Raw genomic sequence first — 20,410 nt, 5'->3', positions numbered from 1 at the left:
GCCCGACGGGGCATGGCGACAGGTGCCTTGCCCTTTCCGTCCCGCGCCAGCCAAGTGCGATGCACCCCGGTCACAATGCCGTCGAGGTCGGTCACAGCAGCGATCAAGGCGGGCCAGGTCTCAGTCGAACTGTCCTTATCCGGGCGGTAAAAGCAGCGTGGATGGAAGCGCAGGGCTCCGCTTCCGTGCAAAAGCGTCATGTCACGTCTGCGGAGATACGCTTCTACTGACGTGCCCGCGATCGGTCCGGACATGGCCCAGAGCCGACGCGCGGCCTCGGAAGAGCTGGCAGGTCCACGTTCCTGAACCAGACGATCCCGCGACAGCGGTACCGGATCGGGGCGCGGCAGGCTGAGGAAGGCGCGCGCCTCGTCGGCCACGTCGTGGAAATCCACCAGGCCGAGGCTTTCGCGGATCACGTCGAGCAGGTCGCCATGCTCGCCGGACTGCGCGTCGGTCCATTTTCCGGCCCTGCCGTTGGCGGTGTCGTACAGCCGGACAAACAGCGACCGCCCCGGCGTGTTGCGCACATCACCGACCAGCCAGTAATTGCCGTGACGGCGACCAGCGGACAGATACCGCCGGCACACCGCCTCTGCGTTCTCCGCCAGACGGCGGGCGAGATCGCCTGCATCATGCGAGGCCATTACCCTTGCCCTCCTGTTTCGGGATCGCCTCCGTCGAGGGCGATCTCCAGCCAACGATCGGTGGTCGTCCATGAAATCGTCCTGCGCCTGCCAAGGTCGAGCAGATGCGCGCCGCCGCTGAAGGCGCCGATCCCGGGACGTGAGGCCGTATTGGCCCACTGGAACCCCCATCGGCCCCGCAGCCGGAATGTCCGTGCGCAGCGTAGCACGAATTCCACGATCTGCTGCGGATCACCGGTCACGTCATCGCGCATCCAGAGCTTGGTGCCACCATATTCCGGTTCTACGGAAAGCCGGAACCCGTCAGAGGGCGGGTCTTCCGCCGCCAGTTCGTCCATGAACGCATTGTAGAGATCGAGCGCCTTTGCGGCATTGCCCACGGTGCCTACATCGAGCATGCAGGAAAAATGCGTGAAGAAATCAGCCATCGGAAAAACTCCCGAAACGAAAAAGCCCGGCGCAGTGGCCAGGCTCGTAAAAACGTATTAGTGGAAAAGCATACAGTCGGCTTTCAGGAAGCCCGCTCCATCAGCCTGCGGGCCTTCTCTTCCAGATCCAGCCGAGTGTCCTGATTGGCCTTCGTCCGCGCCAGTGCGGTAATTCCCTGCACAAAATCGAACACGCTCTCGGGCTTGCGTCCCTCCTCGTTCAACACCGTCTCGATGATCTTCGCGGTTTCCGGTTTCGAGAACCCGCGACGCCGCAGGAAGGTTTCCCGATCGTCATCGGTCTTCGCAACGAGTGTCCGACGCGAGGCCTGAATGCCGGAGACAAACGACGTCGGGCTGGCCGTGGCAAAATTCCGCAAGGCCGGTGTCGCCTGATGCACGAAACGGGATGCTGCAAACTTGCTATGCCGGATCGTGATCTGTTCGAAATTTTCCACGCCCCACAACATCCTGTTCTGGCACACCCCGCGCAGATAGAATGACGCAATACCAAGACTTTTACTGCCGACTTCGGAATTCCACGCATAGAAACCCCGGAAATAGAGATCGGGGTCGCCGTTGGGCAGCCGTCCAGCCTCGATCGGGTGCGTGTCGTCGACCAGAAACAGGAACACGTCACGATCCGATGCGTAGAGCGTCGTGGTTTCTTTGGTGATATCCACATAGGGATTATGGGTCATAGTGGCCCAGTCGATGACGCCAGGCACCTTCCAGTTTGTATCGCCTGTGCCGTCACCGGCGATCTTCCTCACCGCGCCCACCAGTTCATGGTCCCAGATGCGGCCGTAATCCGGACCGGTTACGGCGCGCAGTTCCACCCGACCGTCTTCCGTCTCCAGGGTTTTTACCAGTTCGGCCCGGTGCGACAGCAGGCCGTGCTGCAGGTTGATCGCCGCCAGTGGAGCCGGAAGGTTACGCAGATAAGATGAAGGTGCCCCGACAAGGCTGCACATCTGGCCAAACGACCAGTGCGTGGGGGCGATCGGATCATTCTGTCCCGGCACGGTCAGCGTCAGGCGTTCGGCATTATCGCGCGAGGCCTCGACGCGAATACCGCGGCTTTCCACCGTGCGGGCCGTGGCGCGATCCGCACGGGCAAGCGTGGCGGCATGCAAGTCGGAAAGGGACAGGTAGCGCTCGTCATCGGGGCGGGAAAACCATTCAGACGAGACGCGAGCATTGCGCTCCCCGCGCGAAGGATCGATCCGGAAGCCACCGGACGCGGCGCCACGGGACGCCGGGGACAGGATGGTGGTCGTGGTCATGGAAAACTCTCCTCTGATGCCGGTTATTCGGCACCAAAGGCGAAGCCACCCTCTTCCTCGGATCACCACTTCTCACGCGGGATCCCATCCAACCGCAAAAAACGCCCAGTCCTTCATCCCGGAGCACGACGTTCCCGTCACCTACCGAAAATCACGACTGCAATTGGGGGAGGAGCCGAAAGTCGGCTTTCGGGAAAAATTTGGGCGAAGCGGACGTCGTAAGCACTTTGTGTTGCGGGTTAGGTAGATTTGACGTATCTACCAGGTAGATACATGGAGATAATCTCATGCAAGGGACCGTACGCAGGTGGGGCAATAGCGCCGCCATTCGTCTGCCGACGAGCATTCTCGAAGCCGTTCAGCTTCAGATCGACCAGCCTGTCGATGTCCGGGAGGAAGATGGGCGGATTATCATCCAGCCCCTTCGTCGGGAACGCCTTTCTCTGGAAAGCCTGACGGCGGCAATTACGGACGAAAACCGCCACGGAGAGATGGACTTCGGGCCTTCGACCGGCGGCGAGGTCTGGTGATGCCGGAATGGGTGCCGGACTGCGGGGACATCGTATGGCTCGAGTTTGATCCTCAGGCAGGTCGTGAGCAGGCGGGGCACCGTCCTGCCGTGGTGCTGTCGCCTGCTTCCTACAACACGAAGTCAGGAATGATCGTCTGCTGTCCGACGACGACGCGCATCAAAGGCTACCCGTTCGAAGTTCCACTCCAGGGCCAGCCTGCGAGCGTCGTGCTGTCTGATCAGGTTAGGAGCCTCGACTGGCGAGTTCGCCACGCCAAAATGAAGGGTAGGGTTACGGGTATCGAGCTTGAAGCCGTTCGCGAGCGGGTGCGCCTCTTGATCGGGTAAAAGGGGGTAGATTTTAGCCGGTCCACTTTCCACGCACTACAGATGAAAGCAAATGTTTATCTCATGTCGATTGAGGGTTAGGACGAGACCTCTCACGGTCTCCAGCCTCCGAGATGATCCTCAGAATGCTCACCCTTGCGTTCCAAGGGATAGCGAAACCGTGCGGCAGGCGGATCAGGTCCCGCAAAGGGCTGTCGTGGCGCATGCAGGTCGATTGCCGCCCCCTCACCGTATGGCTGCGGGCCAGCCCCGGCATGTCCGTGGCGCCCGTCGCCAACTATATAGCAAAAAACTACGGTGATCGGCGGGATACCTATCGAAGGAGAGCAAGGTCCATTCTCGTTTCTCAACAAGGGTCGTGAAACGGGATCCCCGTTACCAGTAAGCAGCCAGAAGTTCGGGTACCCATTCCGGTCGCCTAACATCGCTGAGAGGAAAAAACTCGCGCATGACCGGCTTGATGTCGATTAAGGATGTTTTGTCGATCAGATCAGTCCTGCCACCCCGTATTTATCCTCTTGCTTCTATCATGAACGCCATCTGCTTTCCGTGATCGCCCAAGCTATCTGAGCCTCTCTAATTCAGTGCGCCGCAAGGTTCGTCAGCACCGTTGTGGCGAAGCGTTCGGGCTGCTCGAGCATCATGAGATGACCCGTCTCAGGGATGACTGTTTCGGTCGCGGCCGCGCGCGACAGCCAGTCCGGGACGCTCCAGCCGTCCCGGGAACGGGCGCCGGCGAGAAGGTGGATTGGCAATCCCGATGCTATCAGCGCGCGCAGGTCTTCGAGGTAGGCGGCATCGCCCGTCGCGGCGACGACGGCCCTGGCCTGGGCCCGGATCGTGGACGCCGGCTGGTTGTCGAGCCAGTCGGCCGCCGTGGCGAAATTGGAGGGCGTCGGTGGCACGCCGGATCGCGCGAGCCATCCCGCGATGTTGGCCCGAAACCCGGCGATTTCCGCCGCGACCTCCGCGAACGGCCGATCTGCGATCCGCCGCGACCAGAAGGCATCGCCGAGTGTCAGATTGCCTTCGACGCTGGTCAGCGAGCGGGCGAGTTCGGGATGGCGACGCGCGAACAGGACACCGACCGCGCCGCCCACGGAGTGGCCGACCACATTCACCGGCTCGCGCGCCCGTTCGCGCAGCCAGGCGGCGACATGATCGGCTTGGTCCTGAAGCGTCCACGCCTCGGGCGCCCCCTCGCGATGAACGCCGTAGCCGATCAGGTCGGGAGCGAGAACGCGGGTATCGCCAAAGGCGGAGACGATAGCCGGCGCGCTCAGCGAGCCGAACAGCCCGTGGATGAGGAGGATGGGAGGCATGGATGGCCTTTCTTGGCGTAAGGTCGTGTCGATACGGCGCACCGAGCGGACGATCGCGCCGATGAAGCGACTAAAGCTTGAGCTTGTATCCCAGATGCGTGTCGCGGAAACCAAGTCGGTCGTAGAAGCGGTGCGCGTCGCTACGCGTCCTGTCCGTCGTAAGCTGCACGATCACGCATCCACGGGCACGGCATTCCCCGATTGCCCAGAGAAACATGGCCGCCCCGATCCCCTTGCCACGGCGATCCGAGGCGACGCGCACAGACTCGATTTGCCCGCGCAGCGCCCCCGAGTGCGAAAGGCCCCGGATGAACGTCAATTGCAGCGTGCCCACGACAACTGTGTCATCCTCGACGACGCACAGGAACTGATTGGGGTCAGCGTCGATTTCCGCGAACGCCGCTGCATAACGGGCATCCAACGAGGTGCCGATATGCTCTCGCGTAGCGCCGAGTACGTCGTCCGACAGAAGTGCAATGATGGCAGGGACATCCGAGGACGCAGCCTTGCGGTAATACAATTGGGCCATGTACTGTTGCTCTTCCAGCGTTGCAAACGTCAGCGATCCCGGATCCGCTGGCAGGAATGACGGTCGACGAGAACGCCCTCCGCGCGAGCTTACTGCGAATAATCGAGAAATGGAAAAATCCGCTCGCTGACCTACGCGTGCAGACAGGCGAGCTGCGCGTCCGATCAGCGTCGACGCGTTGGTCTTTGCAGAATCGATCGCGTCGGCTAGATTGAGTGTCCGGATGATTGGAGAACCATGATGCCGGACCTTTCCACCCTTGCCCTGTTCTCTCTTGCGTGCCTTGCGCTGGCTGCGACGCCCGGCCCTGACATGCTGCTCATTGCAACGCGCAGTGTCAGCCAAGGGCGACCGGCCGGTTTCGCATCGCTCGCTGGTATTCAAGCGGGAACCTATTGTCATGCTATCGCCGCGGCTCTCGGTCTTTCACAACTCTTCTTGATTGTTCCGATCGCTTATGATGCCGTGCGATATGCGGGTGCAGCCTATTTGTTGTATTTGGCATGGCAGGCATTTCGGTCCAGCCTCGGCACTGTGCCGGCAAACGTAGAGGCATCGCGGTATTCGAATATCGCGATATTTCGTCAGGGTCTCATTACGAACGTTTTAAACCCAAAAATGGCTCTATTTGTTCTAGCGCTTTTCCCGCAGTTTGTAAGACCAGAGCATGGCTTGGTAGCCGCTCAAATCCTCGTACTTGCTACAGTGCTGAACATCGTTGGCTTTGTTGTAAACGGGATCGTTATCCTGACTGCCACTAGAATCAGGCGTGCTATGTCGGGTGCAAGCCGTTTTCGGCGGGTATCTCAGTGGTTTCTCGGAACAGTTTTTGTCGGATTGGCAGCTCGGCTGGCATTTGACGGCAGGAGGTAAAGGCGGGCTGGAGCAGCAAGTTTACTGAAGTGCTTGCACGCTTCCTAAATGGCGGATGGATGAGTGGGTACGCTAGCTCCATGCCAATTTGGATGCTGAAACGGGAACGGCTTGGCGTTCTCGAAACTCGGCCAACGCGAGAAGAAGCGCCGCTCGATGCACTCATAGACTGTCCATCTTTACAGATCGCAGCAACCATCGTTATCGTCCGGAGCTTCGCGCGACCGACGCTGAAAGATGGAGTCCCATCGGGAAGGGCGAGGGTCATCGGCCGCGCGTCTGGGCATCCTTTTGATACGGAGAAAGTGGATGCCCGAACTTGAAAGCTTGCTGACCTTTGCCGCAATCGCCCTTGGCATGGTCCTGACGCGGGGGCCGAACATGGTCTACCTCATATCGCGATCCATCTGTCAGGGCAGGACCGCCGGCCTGATCTCGCTCGGCGGCGTTGCGCTTGGCTTCGTGTTCTACATGCTGTGCGCCGCCTTCGGCATCACCGCGCTCGTGCTGGCCGTGCCCTACGCCTACGATACCATCCGCATTGCCGGTGCCCTCTACCTGCTATGGTTAGCCTGGCAGGCGGTGCGCCCCGGCGGGCGTTCGCCTTTCCAGGTGGAGGACTTGCCGAAGGACAGCCCAAGCAAGCTGACGCTCATAGGCTTTCTGACTAACCTCCTGAACCCGAAGATCGCGGTGTCTGCCGCTTCCATCGCCGTGTTCCTCACGCAGCGCCCGACGTTCGCGCTGGTCCAGCGTTGGGTGATGGGCACGGTTCTGGCAGGCTTGGCCGTCAGAATGGCGACTGAGACACGCCGTTGATCTACATTGCTTACCCTCGCCTGTAGCTCCTGCTGGCGGCTAGGGAGCGGAGCAATGACGCTCCTTACGCTGGCTGCGATTGAACTTACGTGGACCATCCTAGCTCACGAGGCGCGCGACTTCCGCCGCACCCCGCCTACTGTATCGGCTGGCGAATAGGATCAGTGCTTTGACACTTGGAGGAGCCGCGGCGGTCATGGCGGCGCGCGACTGAGGAACCAGACTGAACTAAAGGGTCGCCCCGACCTGGCCTCAGTTGATGATCTTGACCATGTGGACGAGGATGCCGTCGTTTATGGCCTCTTCTCGCTCCATCTCATATCCTAGCGAGTTATAGAGGCGTATGTTCTCCTCGAACTTCGCATTCGTGTAGAGCCTGACTGCCTTAAAACCAGCCTCTGCTGCCAAACGCTCCGCATGTGCGACCATTCTCCTGCCGTAGCCCCTTTTCTGAAAAAGCGGAGCGACAGCAACATTTTCGATCAGCAGATCATCGTGACGCTGAATGATCTCCACCAAAGCAGCCACTTCATCACCTACCAGCAGCAGGTCGGCACGATGATCCCTGATATGGGCGGCGTGGTCGGCTTTCATAGGTAGAGGCTCGCGACCTATCAACGGCACCCATTTGGCATAGGCTGCTCGTGTGACCGTGGTGACGGCATCGGCGTCTGCCGAGGTCGCAATTCGGATTGTTTCGGTCATCCGCTATCGATGTCGCCCCAGATGGCAAAGGAAAGGAGCAAACCGTATTCCCGATTGGAAATAGCCCGAGCTTTCCTGTCAGAATCGAATTTCGGGCAGGCGCGGGCATTCTATTATGTGAGAGAGCACGGATGCCACTGAAAGCTAACCAGCAGGTATAATTTGCTCTTCATCAAGGTCGATCCGGTCGCCACGGGTTGACGGGCTGGACACGACGAGAAACCGGACATCGAGGGTACTCTCGTTGCGTGCCTGATGGCGGGCATGCGGAGGGATTTCGATGCCTGAGCCTGATGTAACGATATGGCTGACGCCATCCAACTCCATCGTGAGTTCGCCGGCCAGCACGTAGAAGAACTACCGGGCTGTGAGATGAACATGCCTACATTCGCTCGTCCCAGCCGGCATCTTCTCTTCGATGACCATCATGTCCTGCGAAGGCGCGAGAATCCATCCTTCGCAATTCGCTCCCCAGGTGTAATGCTCGGTGTTGCCGATATTCCGCTTCAAAGCTGTCTCCTATTGTCGCCGGGACTGCCCTCGGGACAGCTCGATGACTCGATCCTGTGTAGCCCGTCCTGCTTCGCGTAAACCGACCCGGGGCGGGAGTGGTGGTCGCAAAAGTCGCTCATAGCAGGCCGCCGGGGCATGCGATGGTGGCGGTTCCGGGCCTTCAGATCTTGGTCGCCGCGATCAGCGCGTCAGCAAGGCGCACGACATCTTCGTGCCCTGTACGCCAGGAGGAGAGGCTCAGGCGGAATGCGGGGCGCCCTTGCCATACCGTCATCCCGAACCAGCCGGCCCCGGTGTCCAGCACCGATTGCCGGACCCGGGCGGTGTTGGCATCATCGCCGCAACGCACCAACACCTGATTGAGCACCACTCGGTTCAGGATGTCGAAGCCATCGTCGCGCAAGCGATCCGCCAACCAAGCCGCCTCCTCACAGTGTCGGTCGACTAGGTTTGCGACGCCGTTGCGGCCAAGCGTTCGCAGCGCCGCCCAGATCGGGATGCCGCGCGCCCGGCGCGAGAATTCCAGCGTCATATTTTTCTGCGCGTCGCGCGTGGCGCTCGAATAGGCCGCGTCGGCCTTCATGGTTTCCGCCAGCGTGCTGGCGTCGCGGCAGATCGCGACCGCACCGTCATAGGGTGTGTTCAGCCATTTGTGGCCGTCCGTCGTCCAGCTGTCGGCGCCCTCGATCCCAATGGTGAGCGGCCGTCGGGAAGACGCACGTGCCCAGAGCCCGAAAGCACCGTCCACATGCACCCACGCCCCCGCCGCGCGCGCCGCCTCGACAAGAGGCGCGAACGGGTCGAACTCGCCCGTATTCACCTCGCCCGCCTGCAGGCACAGGATGGTCCGATCGTCGAGGGCGGGCAGTTGGGCCGGCTCGATCCGACCGTGCGGGTCGACCGGCGCGACGATCAGACGGCCGGTGCCGAAGCCAAGGAGGCGCAGCGCCTTCTTCACCGTGACGTGGACGGTCTCGGAAACCACGACCTTGATCTCGGGAGCCCCGACGAGGCCGTCCTCATCGAAGTCCCACCCGTGCCGCGCAAGGAGCGCCCGCCGCGCAACTGAGAGACAGGCCAGCGTGCAGGCCGTCGCACTTGTGCCGAAGCCGACGCCGCTCTCGCGTGGCAGGTCGAGCACGTCGAGGAGCCAGTCGGCAGCGATCTTCTCGAGCGTCGCGGCGACCGGCGAGTTGTCATAAGACGAGGCACACTGGTCCCAGGCGAGCATCAGCCGCTCGGCCGCCGCCGCGGCCGGCAGCGCCGCGCCGATCACGAAGCCGAAATAGCGTGGGCCATTCGACGCCGTCGTCGCCGGCGAGCCATGACGATCGAGCAACCGCAGCGTTTCGGCGGCATCATGCCCTTGCTCCGGGAACCTTTCGGCGAAGACGGCAAGCCCATCGCGCGCTGCCTGATCCGGAAACGGACGTCGGTCCTCGATGCCTGCGAGATAGGTCCGGGCACGCGTATCCGCGTCGGCAATCAGATCGAGTTCTTGCATGTCATCCCCTTACAACTGTTTCATTCGTTTCCGTCTCGCGGACTTTCCGCACACGCGTGTCGCTCCAGTCGAGCAAGCGACCACCGGCCGAGCGAAGGCCCAGCGCCGCGACCGGCGTGTCCGCCTCCACGTCCACCAGCGCGGATCGAGGTTCATGCGCTTGGTAGAGGTGCACCTCGCCCCATTGCCGCAGGGCTACGATGACGAGGAACAGACCGCGTCCCTTTTTGGTCAGGACATACTCCCGATAGGCCGTGCCGTCGGACGCCGGCGCGCTCTCGAAGATGCCGCGGTCAGTCAGGTCGCGCAGGCGCACGGCCAAGACGCCCTTCGAGACGCCGAGGCTCTCCTGAAACGCGCCGAACCGGCGCGCGCCATCGAAGGCGTCACGGATGATCAGCAGCGACCACCAGTCGCCGATGACGTCGAGCGCCCGCGCCACGGGACATTCAGCCTTCGCCAGGCTCATGCGCTTCACCATTGCGGGCCACATCCTCCCATGCCCTATCTGGTTCGAACTTAGAACTGGATCCGCGGTATGGCAAGTGGTCTTGATATCGAACCATGAGATGGGAGGAGCAACAGGATGGCAGAGCCAAACGGAGCGGAAGCCAGGAGAATGCGGCCCGCGCCATCGCCACGGCGGACCATCCCGATCCTGGCAATCGCGGCCGGCCTTGCTGTCGGCAACGTCTATGCGGCGCAGCCCCTTCTCGGATCCATGTCCGAGTCCCTCGGCATCGACCCTGCAGTGATCGGCTTGGTGGTGGCACTCACGCAGCTCGGCTACTGGCTGGGGCTGATTTTCATCGTGCCGCTCGGCGACCACATCGACCGCCGCCGGCTGATCCTGGCGCAAGGGCTGATCACGACCCTTGCGCTCAGCGTGGTTGCGATGGCGCGCACCGAAACCATGCTGTTCGCTGGCATGATCGCCATCGGTCTGATGGCTGTCGTCGCACAGGTGCTGGTCGCCTTCGCCGCGGCATTGGTGCCTCCGGACCAACGTGGCCGCGCGGTCGGCATGGTGACGACCGGCATCGTGATCGGCATCCTCTGCGCGCGCTTCGTCGCCGGAGCGCTCGCCGATCTCGGCGGCTGGCGCGCCGTTTATGTCGCGTCCGCCATCCTCACGCTGGCCATGGTCGGCCTCATGGCGCGAACCCTGCCGCGGCGGAGGACCTCTGGAAGCGGTGAGGGCTATGCCGCAACGCTCCGTTCGGTCCCGCTCCTGTTCCTGCACGATCGGGTGCTGTTGGTGCGGGGCCTGCTAGCGTTCCTCGTCTTCGCATCGTTCAGCGCCTTCTGGACGGCGCTGGTGCTGCCGCTCGGCGCGCCACCCTTCGGCTATTCGCACACCGAAATCGGCTTGTTCGGCCTCGTCGGCATCGCAGGGGCGCTCGCGGCATCGGCTGCGGGCCGGCTCGCCGATCGCGGCCTCGCCCAGAGGGTCACAGGTCTGGCGCTCACGCTCCTTCTCGCGTCCTGGGGCCCGATCGCCCTCCTGCCGCACTCCATTCCCGCGCTCGTTGCCGGCGTGATCCTGCTCGACTTCGCCGTGCAGGCGGCTCACGTTTCCAGCCAGAGCATCATCCTCGCCCGGCACCCGGAGGTCGGCAGCCGGCTGATCGGCGGCTACATGACCTTCTATTCCGCCGGCAGTGGCCTCGGCGCGATCGGCGCCACGACCATGTACGCCCACGCCGGCTGGTCGGGCGTATCGGTGCTGGGCGCTCTGTTCGGCCTGACAGGCCTCCTGCTCTGGGGTTTTACGCGGACTTCCGTCACGCCGCCGCCCGAGCGACAGCCCCGCTCCTAGGAAATTCGCGCTTGCGCCCGATACCCATGCATGAGCTTGCAGCATGGGTCGAAACCGATATGAACGACCCGCTTGAGCGGTCTCAGGCAGCATTGCCGCGGCGCGCGGTGCGTTCAATCGCGTCGATGATCGTGCTGTGAAGAGGCGCCGGGATATCATGACCCATTCCCGCCACCGGCATCCATTCCGCATTCGGGATCGATTGTGCCGTGTCTTCGCCGCAGGTCGGCGGGACGAGCGGATCGTCCAGACCATGCACGACGAGAGTCGGTACTGCGATCGTCGCGAGCCGCCTTCGACGATCACCTGCAACGGTGATCGCGGCAAGTTGTCGACCGTGCCCCCGGCGACATGCCCGCGCTCCAACTCCTGCCGGAGCAGGCTGCGGCAGTCTTCCGCGTCGAACGGATAAGCGGAGCCGGCGATACGGCGGGCGAAGCGTGCGCCTTGCTCGATGAAGGCCGCCGGATCGACGGCGGGATCGGCGCCAGGCCGCGTCAGCATCGCCATCACGTCGGGCTCGGCTGGCGGCATGGCAGGATTGCCGGTCGCCGACATGATCGTCGTCAGGGACGCGACGCGCGACGGATGCTCGCTCGCCAGGATCTGCGCGATCATGCCGCCCATCGACCGTCCCACGACATGGGCACGCCGGATGGACAGCACGTCCAGAAGGGCGAGCGAGTCGTCCGCCATGTCGTCGAGCGTATAGGCGACCTCGACACCCTGTCCGGACATGAGACGCGACACGAGCTGCCCGAAATCGACCGGGCCGTGTTGGGCGAAATGGCTGGATTGGCCGCTGTCCCGATTGTCGAAGCGGATGACGCGGTAGCCCCGCGCCGCCAACGCCCGGCAGAAGGGGGCGGTCCAGCGGATCATCTGTGTTCCGAGGCCCGACACGAGGAGGATCGCGTCCGCCGCCTCGGCGCCGAAGCTCTCATAGGCCAAGGTGATGGCAGAGGCGCCTGCATCCCGGACATGAATGCGGTTTCCAGCCATCAGAGACGCTCCGCCCCGAGATCTGCTGCATGATGATCCAGTCGCGCCTGCAGGAGACGCGCGCGGACATAGGCAACATCCTCCTCTTCCCGGCGCTCGATGATCTCGAAGGAGAGAGCCTCCGGGCCATGGTCACGCCACGCTTGCTGGAGCGAAGCATGACGGCTGTTGCCCTGGCGCAGTTCGAACCATATCCGGTTCTGAATGGTCGCCAGATCGGGCGCCTTGCCGACCCAGACGGCTCCGGTCGGATTGCATCGGATGGCGAAGATGCCAGCTGCGATCTTGCGCTCCTTGTAGGCGCTGATCGCCGCCTTCCGTTGGTTGTTTCTCACCGGTCTCTCCAGGCTGAATATCGGCGCAGGGACAGCGATCCGACGCAGCGACGTGATTATCATCCGGGTGTTATTGACTCAATCCTTGTGCCCAGGTCATTATCGGGCATCACTTCGAGGGATCGCGATGTCTGATCATCTGACCAAGCCGTGTACCGCGTTCGCTGGAACCCAGCGGATTGCCCAAGGCTCGCTCGTCGACGTGGCGCTTGGGGTCAAGGCAGAGGAACCGAACCGGTCCGACCTCCCGATCCTCGTCTTCGACGACGAGACGGGTGCGGTCATCGATCTCGACCTCCGTGGAACGACTGCCGAGATCGTGCGTCGCCTCGCCGATCAGGCGAGGGAGGCTACACGCTCCAAGCGGCCTCAGACCGCCCCCAAAGGTGAGGACGAGCCTCGAAGTCGCGGGCGTCCCAGACTGGGTGTCGTTGCCCGCGAGGTGACGCTACTGCCTCGTCATTGGGAGTGGCTTGGTACGCAGTCTGGAGGGGCCTCCCAAGCTCTTCGCCGGCTCATCGATGAAGCGCGACGTCTGGATTGCGGCCGAACACAGAGGAAGGCTGCGCGCGAGGCGGCATATCGGTTCCTGCACGCAATGGCGGGGGACCTGCCTGGTTTCGAGGAGGCAACCCGGAGCCTCTTCGCCGGTAACGAGCAGGGTTTTGCTGATCGCATGGCGTCCTGGCCGATCGATGTCAGGCGTTACGCCCTGAAGCTCGCCCAGCCTCCGACAACGACCGATCTCACCTGAGCGAGCTTGTCCGCTCCATCGGCGCGAAGGGAACGCACGACGCAAACGATGACCACGAGGGGGAAGCCGACCTTTGCAAACATTCCTAAAACCGAGCCCGCAAGCGGGGCGCGACTTTTTCACGCGTGACATCGCCGGGGAGGTCGTCATGCTGAACCTGCTGCGGCTGCGGGAAGTGGCGGACTACTCCGCCCACCCCGAACTGGCGCCCGCCCATCCGATCAGCGGCGCCGAGGCCTACGACCTTTATGTCCGACATACCCTTCCGTTCCTGACTGAGGCCGGCGGCACGGTCCTGTTCCTCGGCGAAGGCGGCTCTTTCCTGATCGGGCCGGAAGAAGAGCGCTGGGATCGCGTGATGCTCGTGCGCCAAAGCTCCGTCCAGGCGTTCCTCAAGTTCGCGAGCCATGAGCCCTATCTTGCCGGCATCGGGCATCGAACCGCCGCGTTGGAGGACTCCCGATTGCTGCCGCTGGTCAGGAGCCCGCTCCCACAGCCGTCCCGAGCAGCAACATAGGATGCCAACAGCCCGCCTTGCCCTGCTCACCGGACTACCGTCGCTCCTGGCGCTGTTCGCCACGTCCGAGGTCAGCCGCGCCGTCGAGCCTTACCCGCAGGCCGAACGCATATGGCGCGAGACCTTGGCGCGATCGAGGCTCTCCGTCTTCGTGTCCGATGGGCAGGATCGCACCGCGGCGACATGCATGCTCGTCACGGCTCCTAATCCTGTGCGCGGCGGGCAACTTCGCAACTTCGTGGAGAATGTCGTCACGCACGCCGATCCGATGTCGTTTGACGACCGCGCCCTGGCCGCGCTGCCGATGCCCAGCGATCAGATCGCAAACGCCAACCCTCGCGTCTTACGCGCAACCGAAAGAAAGCTATGTTCGACATCATCGAAGACGACCTGAGCGGCGAGGACACCCGACAGCTACTCGCGCTGCATCTGGCCGGAATGCATGCAGATTCTCCGCCGGGAAGCGTCTTCGCTCTCGACTTATCCGGGCTGCAAGTGCCCGAGGTCACAGTGTGGACGGCACGCCGTAACGGACGGGTAGCGAGCGTCGGCGCGCTCAAGATGCTGCAGAACGGCGGCGCCGAGGTGAAGTCGATGCGCACCCATCCTGACTTCCTGCGCCAGGGTGCGGCCGCATGCCTTCTTGACGTCATTATCGCCGAAGCGAAACGCCGCGATGTCAAGCGTCTCAGCCTCGAGACGGGAAGCGGACCTGCCTTTGAGCCGGCTCTAGCGCTTTATCGGCGACACGGGTTTCGTAACGGCCCACCCTTTGCCTCGTATGACCAGACGGCATTCAATCAGTTCCTTCACCTTGCAATAATCTGATACCGGTGCAGTTGCACGGCGACCTTGCCTCGCTGAAGCCAGTGCACTTCGGCGACCATCAGCAACAGCGAGGTCGACATCGCGAAGACTAGCGTGCCGATCGTGGTCGGCAGGTGCCGCGTGCAGTGATTGATGACGCCAAACATCGCTGAGAACGTGAGCAGAAAGGCCAGAAGTACGGGCGTGTGCATACGCGATTGCTTGCCGAGGCAAGGGCGCGGATCAAGGGATGGAAGACACTTTCGGCGCCGTGGGAGGATGTCCGCTATGTGGAAAGCGGTTCCTTCCCTCTTACGTCCGAAAGGAGGCGATAACCGACATTACAATGAAGGGCGCGGGACGGAGATCGCCCCTGCGTCACCAAGCCAGGCTGGCAACTCGCACCTGCCTGGTTCATTGTCTATGCGATGAATCCGTTTCGTTCACCCGACAACGACCTTCCCCTGTCGCATGCCCTCATCCTGAAGGCTGCGCTGCTTACGATCGGCTATATTGAGGAAAACGGCCCGATCGGCCTCACACCCACCAAGGCACTGAAACGCTATTTTGGCACATGGGCCGCTGAGGCATTTGACTGGCCCGGCTATACGGTCGAGGATCTCTATGCCGTCAACAAAGTTCTCAATGAACACGATTTTCCGCCGCTGGTGATCCTGCATGAGGTTCTGCTCAGTGCGAAGCTCGCAAGGCATTTCAAGGGAACCCTGCGACTGACCGACCTGGCGAGAAAGCTCAGATCGGAGCCAGCCCGGCTCTGGATGCTGTTGACGACCCATCTTCTCTTTGTCATCGACCACAGTCCATACACCCGAAGCGAAGAGCCACTGCTCGGCAACTGGGATATCTTTCTCAACGTCATTAATATCGAAGCTCAGGTTGCCGTCACCGAAGAGCGGCTGTGTTCGGTTCTCTACGGGGCCGAGGAAGAGGATATCCGTCGCCGGGATTTCAAGCTGACCGCCAGTCTTTACGTCCATGTCCTGCGACCGCTGTGCTGGGCAGGACTGCTCAACGAGCACCGAACAGGCACCGGCTTCAGCAGACGGGATTTCTATACCAAAACGCCCTTATGGGCGGCCGCCCTCAAACTCGAGACGGATCGACACCTGCACCCGGCGACCCGTCACTGACTCCAACCGGCCACCAACCCGGGTGTACGTTGCAACGGCTGTGTCCGGATACAGTCTCGTCCAATACAAAAAGCGGCTCCCGAAGACCGGAAGCCGCCCTTGATATTCATCGACAGATCTCACTCGGCTGCGACCGCATCATGACTATCGATCATACGCGCCGCCCCTTCCTCCTTTTCAGTTCGCTCCGGCACGTTCGCCGTCCGCAGAGCCTCGGGCAGCCAGCCGGCGCCCTCAAGCAGCCTTTCGGCCGCCTGCGCCATGTCGTTCTTTTTCAGATGTGCGATACGCTCGGCGGCCTCAGTTCCCCGCGCCTCGCGTACGGCTTCGAGAATACGAGCCTTGGTGACGCGGCCCAGATAGTTCTCCACCGTCGGCTGCCAGCCCGCTTCGACCAGATCAAGCGTAAGCGCAGTGGCGAGGCGGTCGGCTCGTGTAAGCCGCTCCCTGACGCTGCGTGCCTGGGACGGACCGTGGGACGATTCATGCAACGCATTGATTCCGAAAGACAGGCAATGCGCCAGCAGGGCCAGACGGCTGGTGTCATCCAGTCCGTCGATCCAGCGCCACAGCGCGTCCTCATCCTCCGGCAGATCGTGCTTCCAACCCTCGTTGCGCTGGCGCAGCGCATGAGTCGGCGGGCTGCCCGACATGTCGGGGGAATGCACCGGCAGCGGGATTTCCCGGACATAAGCTTCTAGGCAGTCCGCCCCCGAGACCTGCCAGTAAAGATCGCGCACCAGCGTGTGCAGCAGTTCCGTCAGCGCGATGTGGGGATTGCCGGCGAACGCATCCCGCAGCGCCAGCGTGCGCCAAGCTGTCAGTTCAGTCAGCAGACGGTCGGACAACGGCTTCAACCCGTCTTCTTCTTCGGGCTCGATGTCCGGTGCGCCGTTCATCCCTTCCTCGTCGGCATCGTCGTCATCACTGCCATGGACAATTCCTTCATCATATCCCTCGGACTCATCGTGAGCCTCCTCGGGCTCCGCCGGCATATCTTCCGGCCGGACGAAGCCCAGCTCGACCAGCAACGTGCCGTCGGTATCTAGGCTGACAAAGGCACCGGCTCGCTGCATGTCCATCGGATCGAAGGACACAGGGCGTTCTTCCAGCGCCTCAATGGCCTGCTCGATTTTGCCCAGCCGGGTATCGATCGCTTCGGGGAATTCATCCGCCTGCGCGTATTCTGCCTCAATGGCTTCCTTCTCGCTGTGCAGAGCGGTCAGACACGCGGCTTCTTCTTCCGAAAGCACCACCGGCACACCATCAATCTCCGCGAAGTGCCGTGTATGCCCCCAGGGAAAGGATAGCGCCGTCTCGACCCATTTCCAGCCTTCGGCGCGGACCTGGTCAGCCGCCTCCTGCAACTTGTCGATGACCAATCGGTCGAGCAGGGTCGGATCCTGCAGCCAACCGCCATCGTCTGCCTCAAACAGATCACGCATGACATGGCCACCGGCAGCGAGATAGGCGTCCAGCCCGACGAAGCGGACACGGCGATCCGAGGCTCGCACGGTTTTTTCCGTCAGCATGCGGCGGATCAGATAGGGTTCGCGGTTATGACTCTGGGCAATAATCTCCCAGACCTGCTCCTGACGGGTGTGGTCATCGCTGATCGAAAAGGCCATAAGCTGGTCGAGCTTCATGCCATCCTGCTCGTAGATATCGAGCAGTTTGTCGGACACGGTCATCAGGCGCAGACGCTGTTTGACCACGGTGGGCACGACGAAGAACGCGGCAGCGATTTCCTCCTCGGACATGCCCTTTTCCAGCATGTCACGAAAGGCGCGAAACTGGTCCAGCGGATGCAGGGCCACGCGCTGGACGTTCTCCGCCAGAGAATCATCCTCGGCGAGAATGGCCGATCCGGCCTCGCGCACGACACAGGGTACGGAGGCGGTCTTCGCCAGTTTCTTCTGCTTCACCAGCAGTTCGAGAGCGCGGAAGCGGCGACCACCGGCCGGCACCTCATAGGTACCGGTCTCGACACCGGCATCGTCAAGAATGGGCCGGACGTTCAGGCTTTGAAGCAAGCCGCGGCGTTCGATGTCGCGGGCCAGTTCCTCAATCGACAGGCCGGACTTCACGCGCCGCACATTGGACTGCGACAGCACCAGCTTGTTGAAGGGAATATCACGGGAGGCATTGAGGGCGATTTTCTGGATGGCGCTCGCCATGGCAGGACACTCCGTGACGGACGGGCAGAAGCCTCTCTCCCACCCCTGAATCCGTCACGAAAAGCCCCACTTCCCTCTTCCTCTCTTCCGGCCCCACCAGACGCCGGATCGCTTCCACGGAATGGCACGGACACGGCTTTACGGAAGCTATATCTGCCTTAGTACATCCGCGAGTCGATGCGCTCCACGACAAATTACGACTATTATAGTCGCGCCATCACCATCTTGTGATAGTGCCGACCACGATAGCCGCGCGTGTTCGCGACTATCCCGAAGCCCTCTTCCTGCGATCCATCTCCCTGTTTCCACGCATTTTTCTGTTCACGCATTTCCGGTCCGACCTCCACAGTGCTGTCAGAACCACTCACAGGTCCATGTAGAAAGGACGGGAAGATGGCACGCCAACGCGATACGATAGCGGGCAAGGTGCGGCTCGTTCTCGACGCCCCGGACGCCAACGTGACACCATTACGCAGTGGAGCCGATCCGCGGCTGGTCAGTCTGGTCCGGCTTCTGGCCCGTCAGGCCGCACGGGATTTCGTCAACGCTGAAGTGGAGGCCGCGAGGCGACGCGATCTCCAGGATTAGGGAGATGGGATTGTGAAAGTCGCGCTCTACGCCCGCTACTCATCCGACAACCAGCGCGATGCGTCGATCGAGGACCAGTTGCGCCTCTGCCGGCTTCACGCCGAAAAGCAGGGCTGGACGATCGTCGACAGCTACACCGACCGCGCCATCTCCGGTGCTTCCCTGCTCCGCCCAGGTATTCAGGAACTGATCCAGGACGCTACGCGCGGCCGCTTCACGATCATCGTGGCCGAAGCCATGGACCGCCTATCGCGCGACCAGGAAGATATCGCCGGCCTGTTCAAACGGATGACGTTCGCCGGCGTGCGGATCATCACTCTCTCCGAGGGCGACGTCACCCACCTTCATATCGGCCTCAAGGGCACGATGAACGCCCTGTTCCTCAAAGACCTCGCCGAGAAGGTGCGCCGTGGCCTGCGCGGACGCGTCGAGGACGGCAAGTCCGGCGGCGGCAATTCCTACGGCTACGATGTCGTGCGCCAGTTCGATGCGAAAGGCGAACGCATCCGGGGCGACCGGACCATCAACGAGGAAGAGGCCCGCACGGTCACACGGATCTTCACCGATTACACGCGGGGCAAGTCGTCGCGCACGATCGCCATGGAATTGAACCGCGAAGGCGTTCCTGGTCCGCAGGGACGCGAATGGGGACCGTCCACCATTCACGGCAATCGGGAACGCGGCACCGGCATCCTCAACAACGAGATGTATGTCGGCCGTCTGGTCTGGAACCGGCTGCGATATCTGAAAGATCCCGATACCGGCAAGCGCGTCTCCCGTCTCAATCCTGAATCCGAATGGGTCAACCAGGAGGTGCCGGAACTGCGGATCGTCGAGCAGGATCTATGGGATGCCGTAAAGGCCCGCCAGGCCGAAGCAACCTTCAGCCAGCCGGAACGGGGCAACGAAGCCCTCAATGACCGGCGCCGTCCTCGCCACCTCTTTGCCGGGCTGATCCGCTGCGGCTGCTGTGGCGGCGGGTACAGCATGATCTCGAAGGATCTGCTCGGCTGCTCGACAGCACGCAACAAGGGCACATGCGATAACCGGCTCAACATCCGTCGCGACGCTCTCGAAGCATCGGTCCTCAGTGGGCTGCGCACGCATCTGATGGAACCGGACCTGTTCAAGGAGTTCTGCAACGAGTTCACCCGTGAGGTGAACCGACTGCGCATGGAGCACGGCGCGGACCTTGTCGCCATGCGGGCAGAACTGCCCCGCATCGATCGTGAACTTGCAAAACTTCTAACCGCGCTCAAGGCTGGCGGACCAATCCAGACAATCGTCGACGACATGAAGCGGTTGGAAGCACGCAAGGCCGTAGTGACAGAGCGTCTTGCCAATACCGAAAAGCCGCCTCCCCTTCTCCATCCGAACATGGCGGAGATCTACCGGCAGCGGATCGCGTCTCTTTATGCGAGCCTTCAGGCCGAAGAGACGAAGACCGAGGCCGCCGAGCGCCTGCGTACACTCGTCTCACAGATCACGCTCCAGCCGGCCGACGGCGAGCTGGCGATCATCCTACGTGGCGATCTGGCGGCAATCCTGCAGTTTTCTGCGCACAAGAAAAACGCCACGGTCCATCCGGACAGTGGCGTTCTTGATGCGTTCGTATCGCAAGTATCGTTGGTTGCGGGGAACCGCACACTACGATCCCGGCGAAATGTGGCGAATGGTCATTCGCAAGCGTCGTTGGTTGCGGGGGCCTGCAACCGAAGAAAACTGCTGCTTGTCAGCGGGTTCGTTGAACGTCTGGCAGCGTAGCTAAACGACTG

The 20,410-nt window shown here is 62.1% G+C and carries 25 protein-coding genes, 2 pseudogenes and 1 riboswitch; of the genes and pseudogenes, 12 read left to right on the top strand and 15 right to left on the bottom strand.

What is annotated here, in order from left to right; translation table 11 throughout:
* From F3J08_RS15545 to F3J08_RS15535, 3 genes and pseudogenes are all read right to left on the bottom strand, one after another.
* Positions 1–647 (bottom strand): annotated as a pseudogene (locus F3J08_RS15545) (DNA primase); the annotation flags it as partial.
* A complete protein-coding gene (locus F3J08_RS15540; RefSeq protein WP_166931346.1) occupies positions 647–1,075 on the bottom strand; it encodes a hypothetical protein in 429 nt (142 codons plus the stop codon). The pseudogene F3J08_RS15545 and the gene F3J08_RS15540, both read right to left, overlap by 1 nt.
* An 83-nt stretch (positions 1,076–1,158) precedes the next feature.
* Positions 1,159–2,361, bottom strand: a complete 1,203-nt coding sequence (locus tag F3J08_RS15535; RefSeq protein WP_166931343.1) for a DUF932 domain-containing protein — start codon at positions 2,359–2,361, stop codon at positions 1,159–1,161.
* A gap of 287 nt (positions 2,362–2,648) precedes the next feature.
* Between F3J08_RS15535 and F3J08_RS15530 the strand changes: the two genes are divergently transcribed.
* Together F3J08_RS15530 and mazF are read left to right on the top strand one after the other, a co-directional pair.
* Entirely contained in the window at positions 2,649–2,891 is a 243-nt protein-coding gene (locus tag F3J08_RS15530; protein ID WP_166931341.1) for an AbrB/MazE/SpoVT family DNA-binding domain-containing protein, read from the top strand.
* Entirely contained in the window at positions 2,891–3,220 is a 330-nt protein-coding gene (mazF, locus tag F3J08_RS15525; protein WP_166931338.1) for an endoribonuclease MazF, read from the top strand. The genes F3J08_RS15530 and mazF overlap by 1 nt, the downstream gene beginning before the upstream one ends.
* A 581-nt stretch (positions 3,221–3,801) precedes the next feature.
* On the opposite strand, the gene F3J08_RS15520 is transcribed toward mazF, so the two are convergent.
* Together F3J08_RS15520 and F3J08_RS15515 are read right to left on the bottom strand one after the other, a co-directional pair.
* Positions 3,802–4,542, bottom strand: coding sequence for an alpha/beta fold hydrolase (locus tag F3J08_RS15520; RefSeq protein WP_166931336.1), 741 nt, complete (start codon positions 4,540–4,542; stop codon positions 3,802–3,804).
* A gap of 70 nt (positions 4,543–4,612) precedes the next feature.
* The gene (locus F3J08_RS15515; protein WP_166931334.1) at positions 4,613–5,071 is read right to left on the bottom strand and encodes a GNAT family N-acetyltransferase; all 459 of its coding nucleotides are present in this window, start codon (positions 5,069–5,071) and stop codon (positions 4,613–4,615) included.
* A 237-nt stretch (positions 5,072–5,308) separates the two neighbouring features.
* On the opposite strand from F3J08_RS15515, the gene F3J08_RS15510 reads away from it, so the two are divergent.
* Positions 5,309–5,944 (top strand): LysE family translocator, encoded by a 636-nt coding sequence (locus F3J08_RS15510; protein ID WP_205207081.1) that lies wholly within the window; start codon positions 5,309–5,311, stop codon positions 5,942–5,944.
* 210 nt (positions 5,945–6,154) lie between these two features.
* A riboswitch (ZMP/ZTP riboswitch) is annotated at positions 6,155–6,236 on the top strand.
* 17 nt (positions 6,237–6,253) lie between these two features.
* Positions 6,254–6,763, top strand: coding sequence for a LysE family translocator (locus tag F3J08_RS15505; RefSeq protein WP_166931331.1), 510 nt, complete (start codon positions 6,254–6,256; stop codon positions 6,761–6,763).
* Positions 6,764–7,015: 252 nt separating this feature from the next.
* Here F3J08_RS15505 and F3J08_RS15500 read toward each other — a convergent pair whose 3' ends face one another.
* From F3J08_RS15500 to F3J08_RS15485, 4 genes are all read right to left on the bottom strand, one after another.
* A complete protein-coding gene (locus F3J08_RS15500; protein WP_166931328.1) occupies positions 7,016–7,468 on the bottom strand; it encodes a GNAT family N-acetyltransferase in 453 nt (150 codons plus the stop codon).
* Between the two features lie 144 nt (positions 7,469–7,612).
* Positions 7,613–7,816 carry a cupin domain-containing protein gene (locus F3J08_RS17010; protein ID WP_370458755.1) on the bottom strand — a complete coding sequence of 68 codons (204 nt, stop codon included), beginning with the start codon at positions 7,814–7,816 and terminating at the stop codon, positions 7,613–7,615.
* A gap of 325 nt (positions 7,817–8,141) precedes the next feature.
* Positions 8,142–9,485, bottom strand: coding sequence for an aminotransferase class V-fold PLP-dependent enzyme (locus tag F3J08_RS15490; protein WP_166931325.1), 1,344 nt, complete (start codon positions 9,483–9,485; stop codon positions 8,142–8,144).
* 1 nt (position 9,486) lies between these two features.
* Positions 9,487–9,966 carry a helix-turn-helix domain-containing protein gene (locus F3J08_RS15485; protein WP_166931322.1) on the bottom strand — a complete coding sequence of 160 codons (480 nt, stop codon included), beginning with the start codon at positions 9,964–9,966 and terminating at the stop codon, positions 9,487–9,489.
* Between the two features lie 138 nt (positions 9,967–10,104).
* On the opposite strand from F3J08_RS15485, the gene F3J08_RS15480 reads away from it, so the two are divergent.
* Complete coding sequence (locus F3J08_RS15480; RefSeq protein WP_205207077.1) at positions 10,105–11,304, top strand: MFS transporter; 1,200 nt, start codon at positions 10,105–10,107, stop codon at positions 11,302–11,304.
* A gap of 82 nt (positions 11,305–11,386) precedes the next feature.
* On the opposite strand, the gene F3J08_RS17290 is transcribed toward F3J08_RS15480, so the two are convergent.
* From F3J08_RS17290 to F3J08_RS15470, 3 genes and pseudogenes are all read right to left on the bottom strand, one after another.
* Positions 11,387–11,563, bottom strand: a complete 177-nt coding sequence (locus F3J08_RS17290) for an alpha/beta fold hydrolase (protein ID WP_240149400.1) — start codon at positions 11,561–11,563, stop codon at positions 11,387–11,389.
* A 92-nt stretch (positions 11,564–11,655) separates the two neighbouring features.
* Positions 11,656–12,186, bottom strand: a pseudogene (locus tag F3J08_RS17285) (alpha/beta fold hydrolase); the annotation flags it as partial.
* A gap of 119 nt (positions 12,187–12,305) precedes the next feature.
* Positions 12,306–12,641: a GIY-YIG nuclease family protein gene (locus F3J08_RS15470; RefSeq protein WP_166931317.1), complete on the bottom strand. Its 336-nt coding sequence runs from the start codon at positions 12,639–12,641 to the stop codon at positions 12,306–12,308.
* A 127-nt stretch (positions 12,642–12,768) separates the two neighbouring features.
* Between F3J08_RS15470 and F3J08_RS15465 the strand changes: the two genes are divergently transcribed.
* The 4 genes from F3J08_RS15465 (at position 12,769) to F3J08_RS15450 (ending at position 14,740) form a co-directional block, all read left to right on the top strand.
* Positions 12,769–13,395 carry a DUF2239 family protein gene (locus F3J08_RS15465; RefSeq protein ID WP_166931314.1) on the top strand — a complete coding sequence of 209 codons (627 nt, stop codon included), beginning with the start codon at positions 12,769–12,771 and terminating at the stop codon, positions 13,393–13,395.
* Positions 13,396–13,543: 148 nt separating this feature from the next.
* Positions 13,544–13,912 (top strand): DUF1330 domain-containing protein, encoded by a 369-nt coding sequence (locus tag F3J08_RS15460; protein WP_240149399.1) that lies wholly within the window; start codon positions 13,544–13,546, stop codon positions 13,910–13,912.
* Between the two features lies 1 nt (position 13,913).
* The gene (locus F3J08_RS15455) at positions 13,914–14,306 is read left to right on the top strand and encodes a hypothetical protein (RefSeq protein WP_166931309.1); all 393 of its coding nucleotides are present in this window, start codon (positions 13,914–13,916) and stop codon (positions 14,304–14,306) included.
* Entirely contained in the window at positions 14,279–14,740 is a 462-nt protein-coding gene (locus tag F3J08_RS15450) for a GNAT family N-acetyltransferase (protein ID WP_166931307.1), read from the top strand. Before F3J08_RS15455 ends, F3J08_RS15450 begins: the two co-directional genes overlap by 28 nt.
* Here F3J08_RS15450 and F3J08_RS15445 read toward each other — a convergent pair.
* Positions 14,722–14,931 carry a hypothetical protein gene (locus F3J08_RS15445; RefSeq protein WP_166931305.1) on the bottom strand — a complete coding sequence of 70 codons (210 nt, stop codon included), beginning with the start codon at positions 14,929–14,931 and terminating at the stop codon, positions 14,722–14,724. The two genes, F3J08_RS15450 and F3J08_RS15445, sit on opposite strands and share 19 nt — an antisense overlap.
* Positions 14,932–15,147: 216 nt before the next feature.
* Here F3J08_RS15445 and F3J08_RS15440 point away from each other — a divergent pair, with 216 nt between their 5' ends.
* Positions 15,148–15,870 carry a hypothetical protein gene (locus tag F3J08_RS15440; protein WP_166931302.1) on the top strand — a complete coding sequence of 241 codons (723 nt, stop codon included), beginning with the start codon at positions 15,148–15,150 and terminating at the stop codon, positions 15,868–15,870.
* Between the two features lie 119 nt (positions 15,871–15,989).
* On the opposite strand, the gene F3J08_RS15435 is transcribed toward F3J08_RS15440, so the two are convergent.
* Both F3J08_RS15435 and F3J08_RS17435 read right to left on the bottom strand, forming a co-directional pair.
* On the bottom strand, positions 15,990–18,047 hold the full coding sequence (locus F3J08_RS15435; protein WP_166931300.1) for a ParB/RepB/Spo0J family partition protein: 2,058 nt from the start codon (positions 18,045–18,047) through the stop codon (positions 15,990–15,992).
* Positions 18,048–18,250: 203 nt separating this feature from the next.
* Positions 18,251–18,376 (bottom strand): hypothetical protein, encoded by a 126-nt coding sequence (locus F3J08_RS17435; RefSeq protein ID WP_255493495.1) that lies wholly within the window; start codon positions 18,374–18,376, stop codon positions 18,251–18,253.
* A gap of 64 nt (positions 18,377–18,440) precedes the next feature.
* On the opposite strand from F3J08_RS17435, the gene F3J08_RS15430 reads away from it, so the two are divergent.
* On the top strand, positions 18,441–18,635 hold the full coding sequence (locus F3J08_RS15430) for a hypothetical protein (RefSeq protein WP_061470276.1): 195 nt from the start codon (positions 18,441–18,443) through the stop codon (positions 18,633–18,635).
* A 12-nt stretch (positions 18,636–18,647) separates the two neighbouring features.
* Positions 18,648–20,399, top strand: coding sequence for a recombinase family protein (locus F3J08_RS15425; protein ID WP_166931298.1), 1,752 nt, complete (start codon positions 18,648–18,650; stop codon positions 20,397–20,399).
* Positions 20,400–20,410 lie beyond the last annotated feature (11 nt).

This window comes from Asaia sp. As-1742, from assembly GCF_011753235.1.
In the GTDB taxonomy this organism is placed as follows: Bacteria; Pseudomonadota; Alphaproteobacteria; order Acetobacterales; family Acetobacteraceae; genus Asaia; species Asaia bogorensis_B.
This window is presented reverse-complemented; position numbering and strand designations above follow the sequence as displayed.

Excerpts from the sequence above, each read along its gene's own strand:
- F3J08_RS15540 (WP_166931346.1), bottom strand. The coding sequence starts at position 1,075 with ATGGCTGATTTCTTCACGCATTTTTCCTGCATGCTCGATGTAGGCACC.
- F3J08_RS15535 (WP_166931343.1), bottom strand. The coding sequence starts at position 2,361 with ATGACCACGACCACCATCCTGTCCCCGGCGTCCCGTGGCGCCGCGTCC.
- F3J08_RS15530 (WP_166931341.1), top strand. The coding sequence starts at position 2,649 with ATGCAAGGGACCGTACGCAGGTGGGGCAATAGCGCCGCCATTCGTCTG.
- mazF (WP_166931338.1), top strand. The coding sequence starts at position 2,891 with ATGCCGGAATGGGTGCCGGACTGCGGGGACATCGTATGGCTCGAGTTT.
- F3J08_RS15520 (WP_166931336.1), bottom strand. The coding sequence starts at position 4,542 with ATGCCTCCCATCCTCCTCATCCACGGGCTGTTCGGCTCGCTGAGCGCG.
- F3J08_RS15515 (WP_166931334.1), bottom strand. The coding sequence starts at position 5,071 with ATGGCCCAATTGTATTACCGCAAGGCTGCGTCCTCGGATGTCCCTGCC.
- F3J08_RS15510 (WP_205207081.1), top strand. The coding sequence starts at position 5,309 with ATGATGCCGGACCTTTCCACCCTTGCCCTGTTCTCTCTTGCGTGCCTT.
- F3J08_RS15505 (WP_166931331.1), top strand. The coding sequence starts at position 6,254 with ATGCCCGAACTTGAAAGCTTGCTGACCTTTGCCGCAATCGCCCTTGGC.
- F3J08_RS15500 (WP_166931328.1), bottom strand. The coding sequence starts at position 7,468 with ATGACCGAAACAATCCGAATTGCGACCTCGGCAGACGCCGATGCCGTC.
- F3J08_RS15490 (WP_166931325.1), bottom strand. The coding sequence starts at position 9,485 with ATGCAAGAACTCGATCTGATTGCCGACGCGGATACGCGTGCCCGGACC.
- F3J08_RS15485 (WP_166931322.1), bottom strand. The coding sequence starts at position 9,966 with ATGGTGAAGCGCATGAGCCTGGCGAAGGCTGAATGTCCCGTGGCGCGG.
- F3J08_RS15480 (WP_205207077.1), top strand. The coding sequence starts at position 10,105 with ATGCGGCCCGCGCCATCGCCACGGCGGACCATCCCGATCCTGGCAATC.
- F3J08_RS15465 (WP_166931314.1), top strand. The coding sequence starts at position 12,769 with ATGTCTGATCATCTGACCAAGCCGTGTACCGCGTTCGCTGGAACCCAG.
- F3J08_RS15460 (WP_240149399.1), top strand. The coding sequence starts at position 13,544 with ATGCTGAACCTGCTGCGGCTGCGGGAAGTGGCGGACTACTCCGCCCAC.
- F3J08_RS15455 (WP_166931309.1), top strand. The coding sequence starts at position 13,914 with ATGCCAACAGCCCGCCTTGCCCTGCTCACCGGACTACCGTCGCTCCTG.
- F3J08_RS15450 (WP_166931307.1), top strand. The coding sequence starts at position 14,279 with ATGTTCGACATCATCGAAGACGACCTGAGCGGCGAGGACACCCGACAG.
- F3J08_RS15445 (WP_166931305.1), bottom strand. The coding sequence starts at position 14,931 with ATGCACACGCCCGTACTTCTGGCCTTTCTGCTCACGTTCTCAGCGATG.
- F3J08_RS15440 (WP_166931302.1), top strand. The coding sequence starts at position 15,148 with ATGAATCCGTTTCGTTCACCCGACAACGACCTTCCCCTGTCGCATGCC.
- F3J08_RS15435 (WP_166931300.1), bottom strand. The coding sequence starts at position 18,047 with ATGGCGAGCGCCATCCAGAAAATCGCCCTCAATGCCTCCCGTGATATT.
- F3J08_RS17435 (WP_255493495.1), bottom strand. The coding sequence starts at position 18,376 with ATGCGTGAACAGAAAAATGCGTGGAAACAGGGAGATGGATCGCAGGAA.
- F3J08_RS15430 (WP_061470276.1), top strand. The coding sequence starts at position 18,441 with ATGGCACGCCAACGCGATACGATAGCGGGCAAGGTGCGGCTCGTTCTC.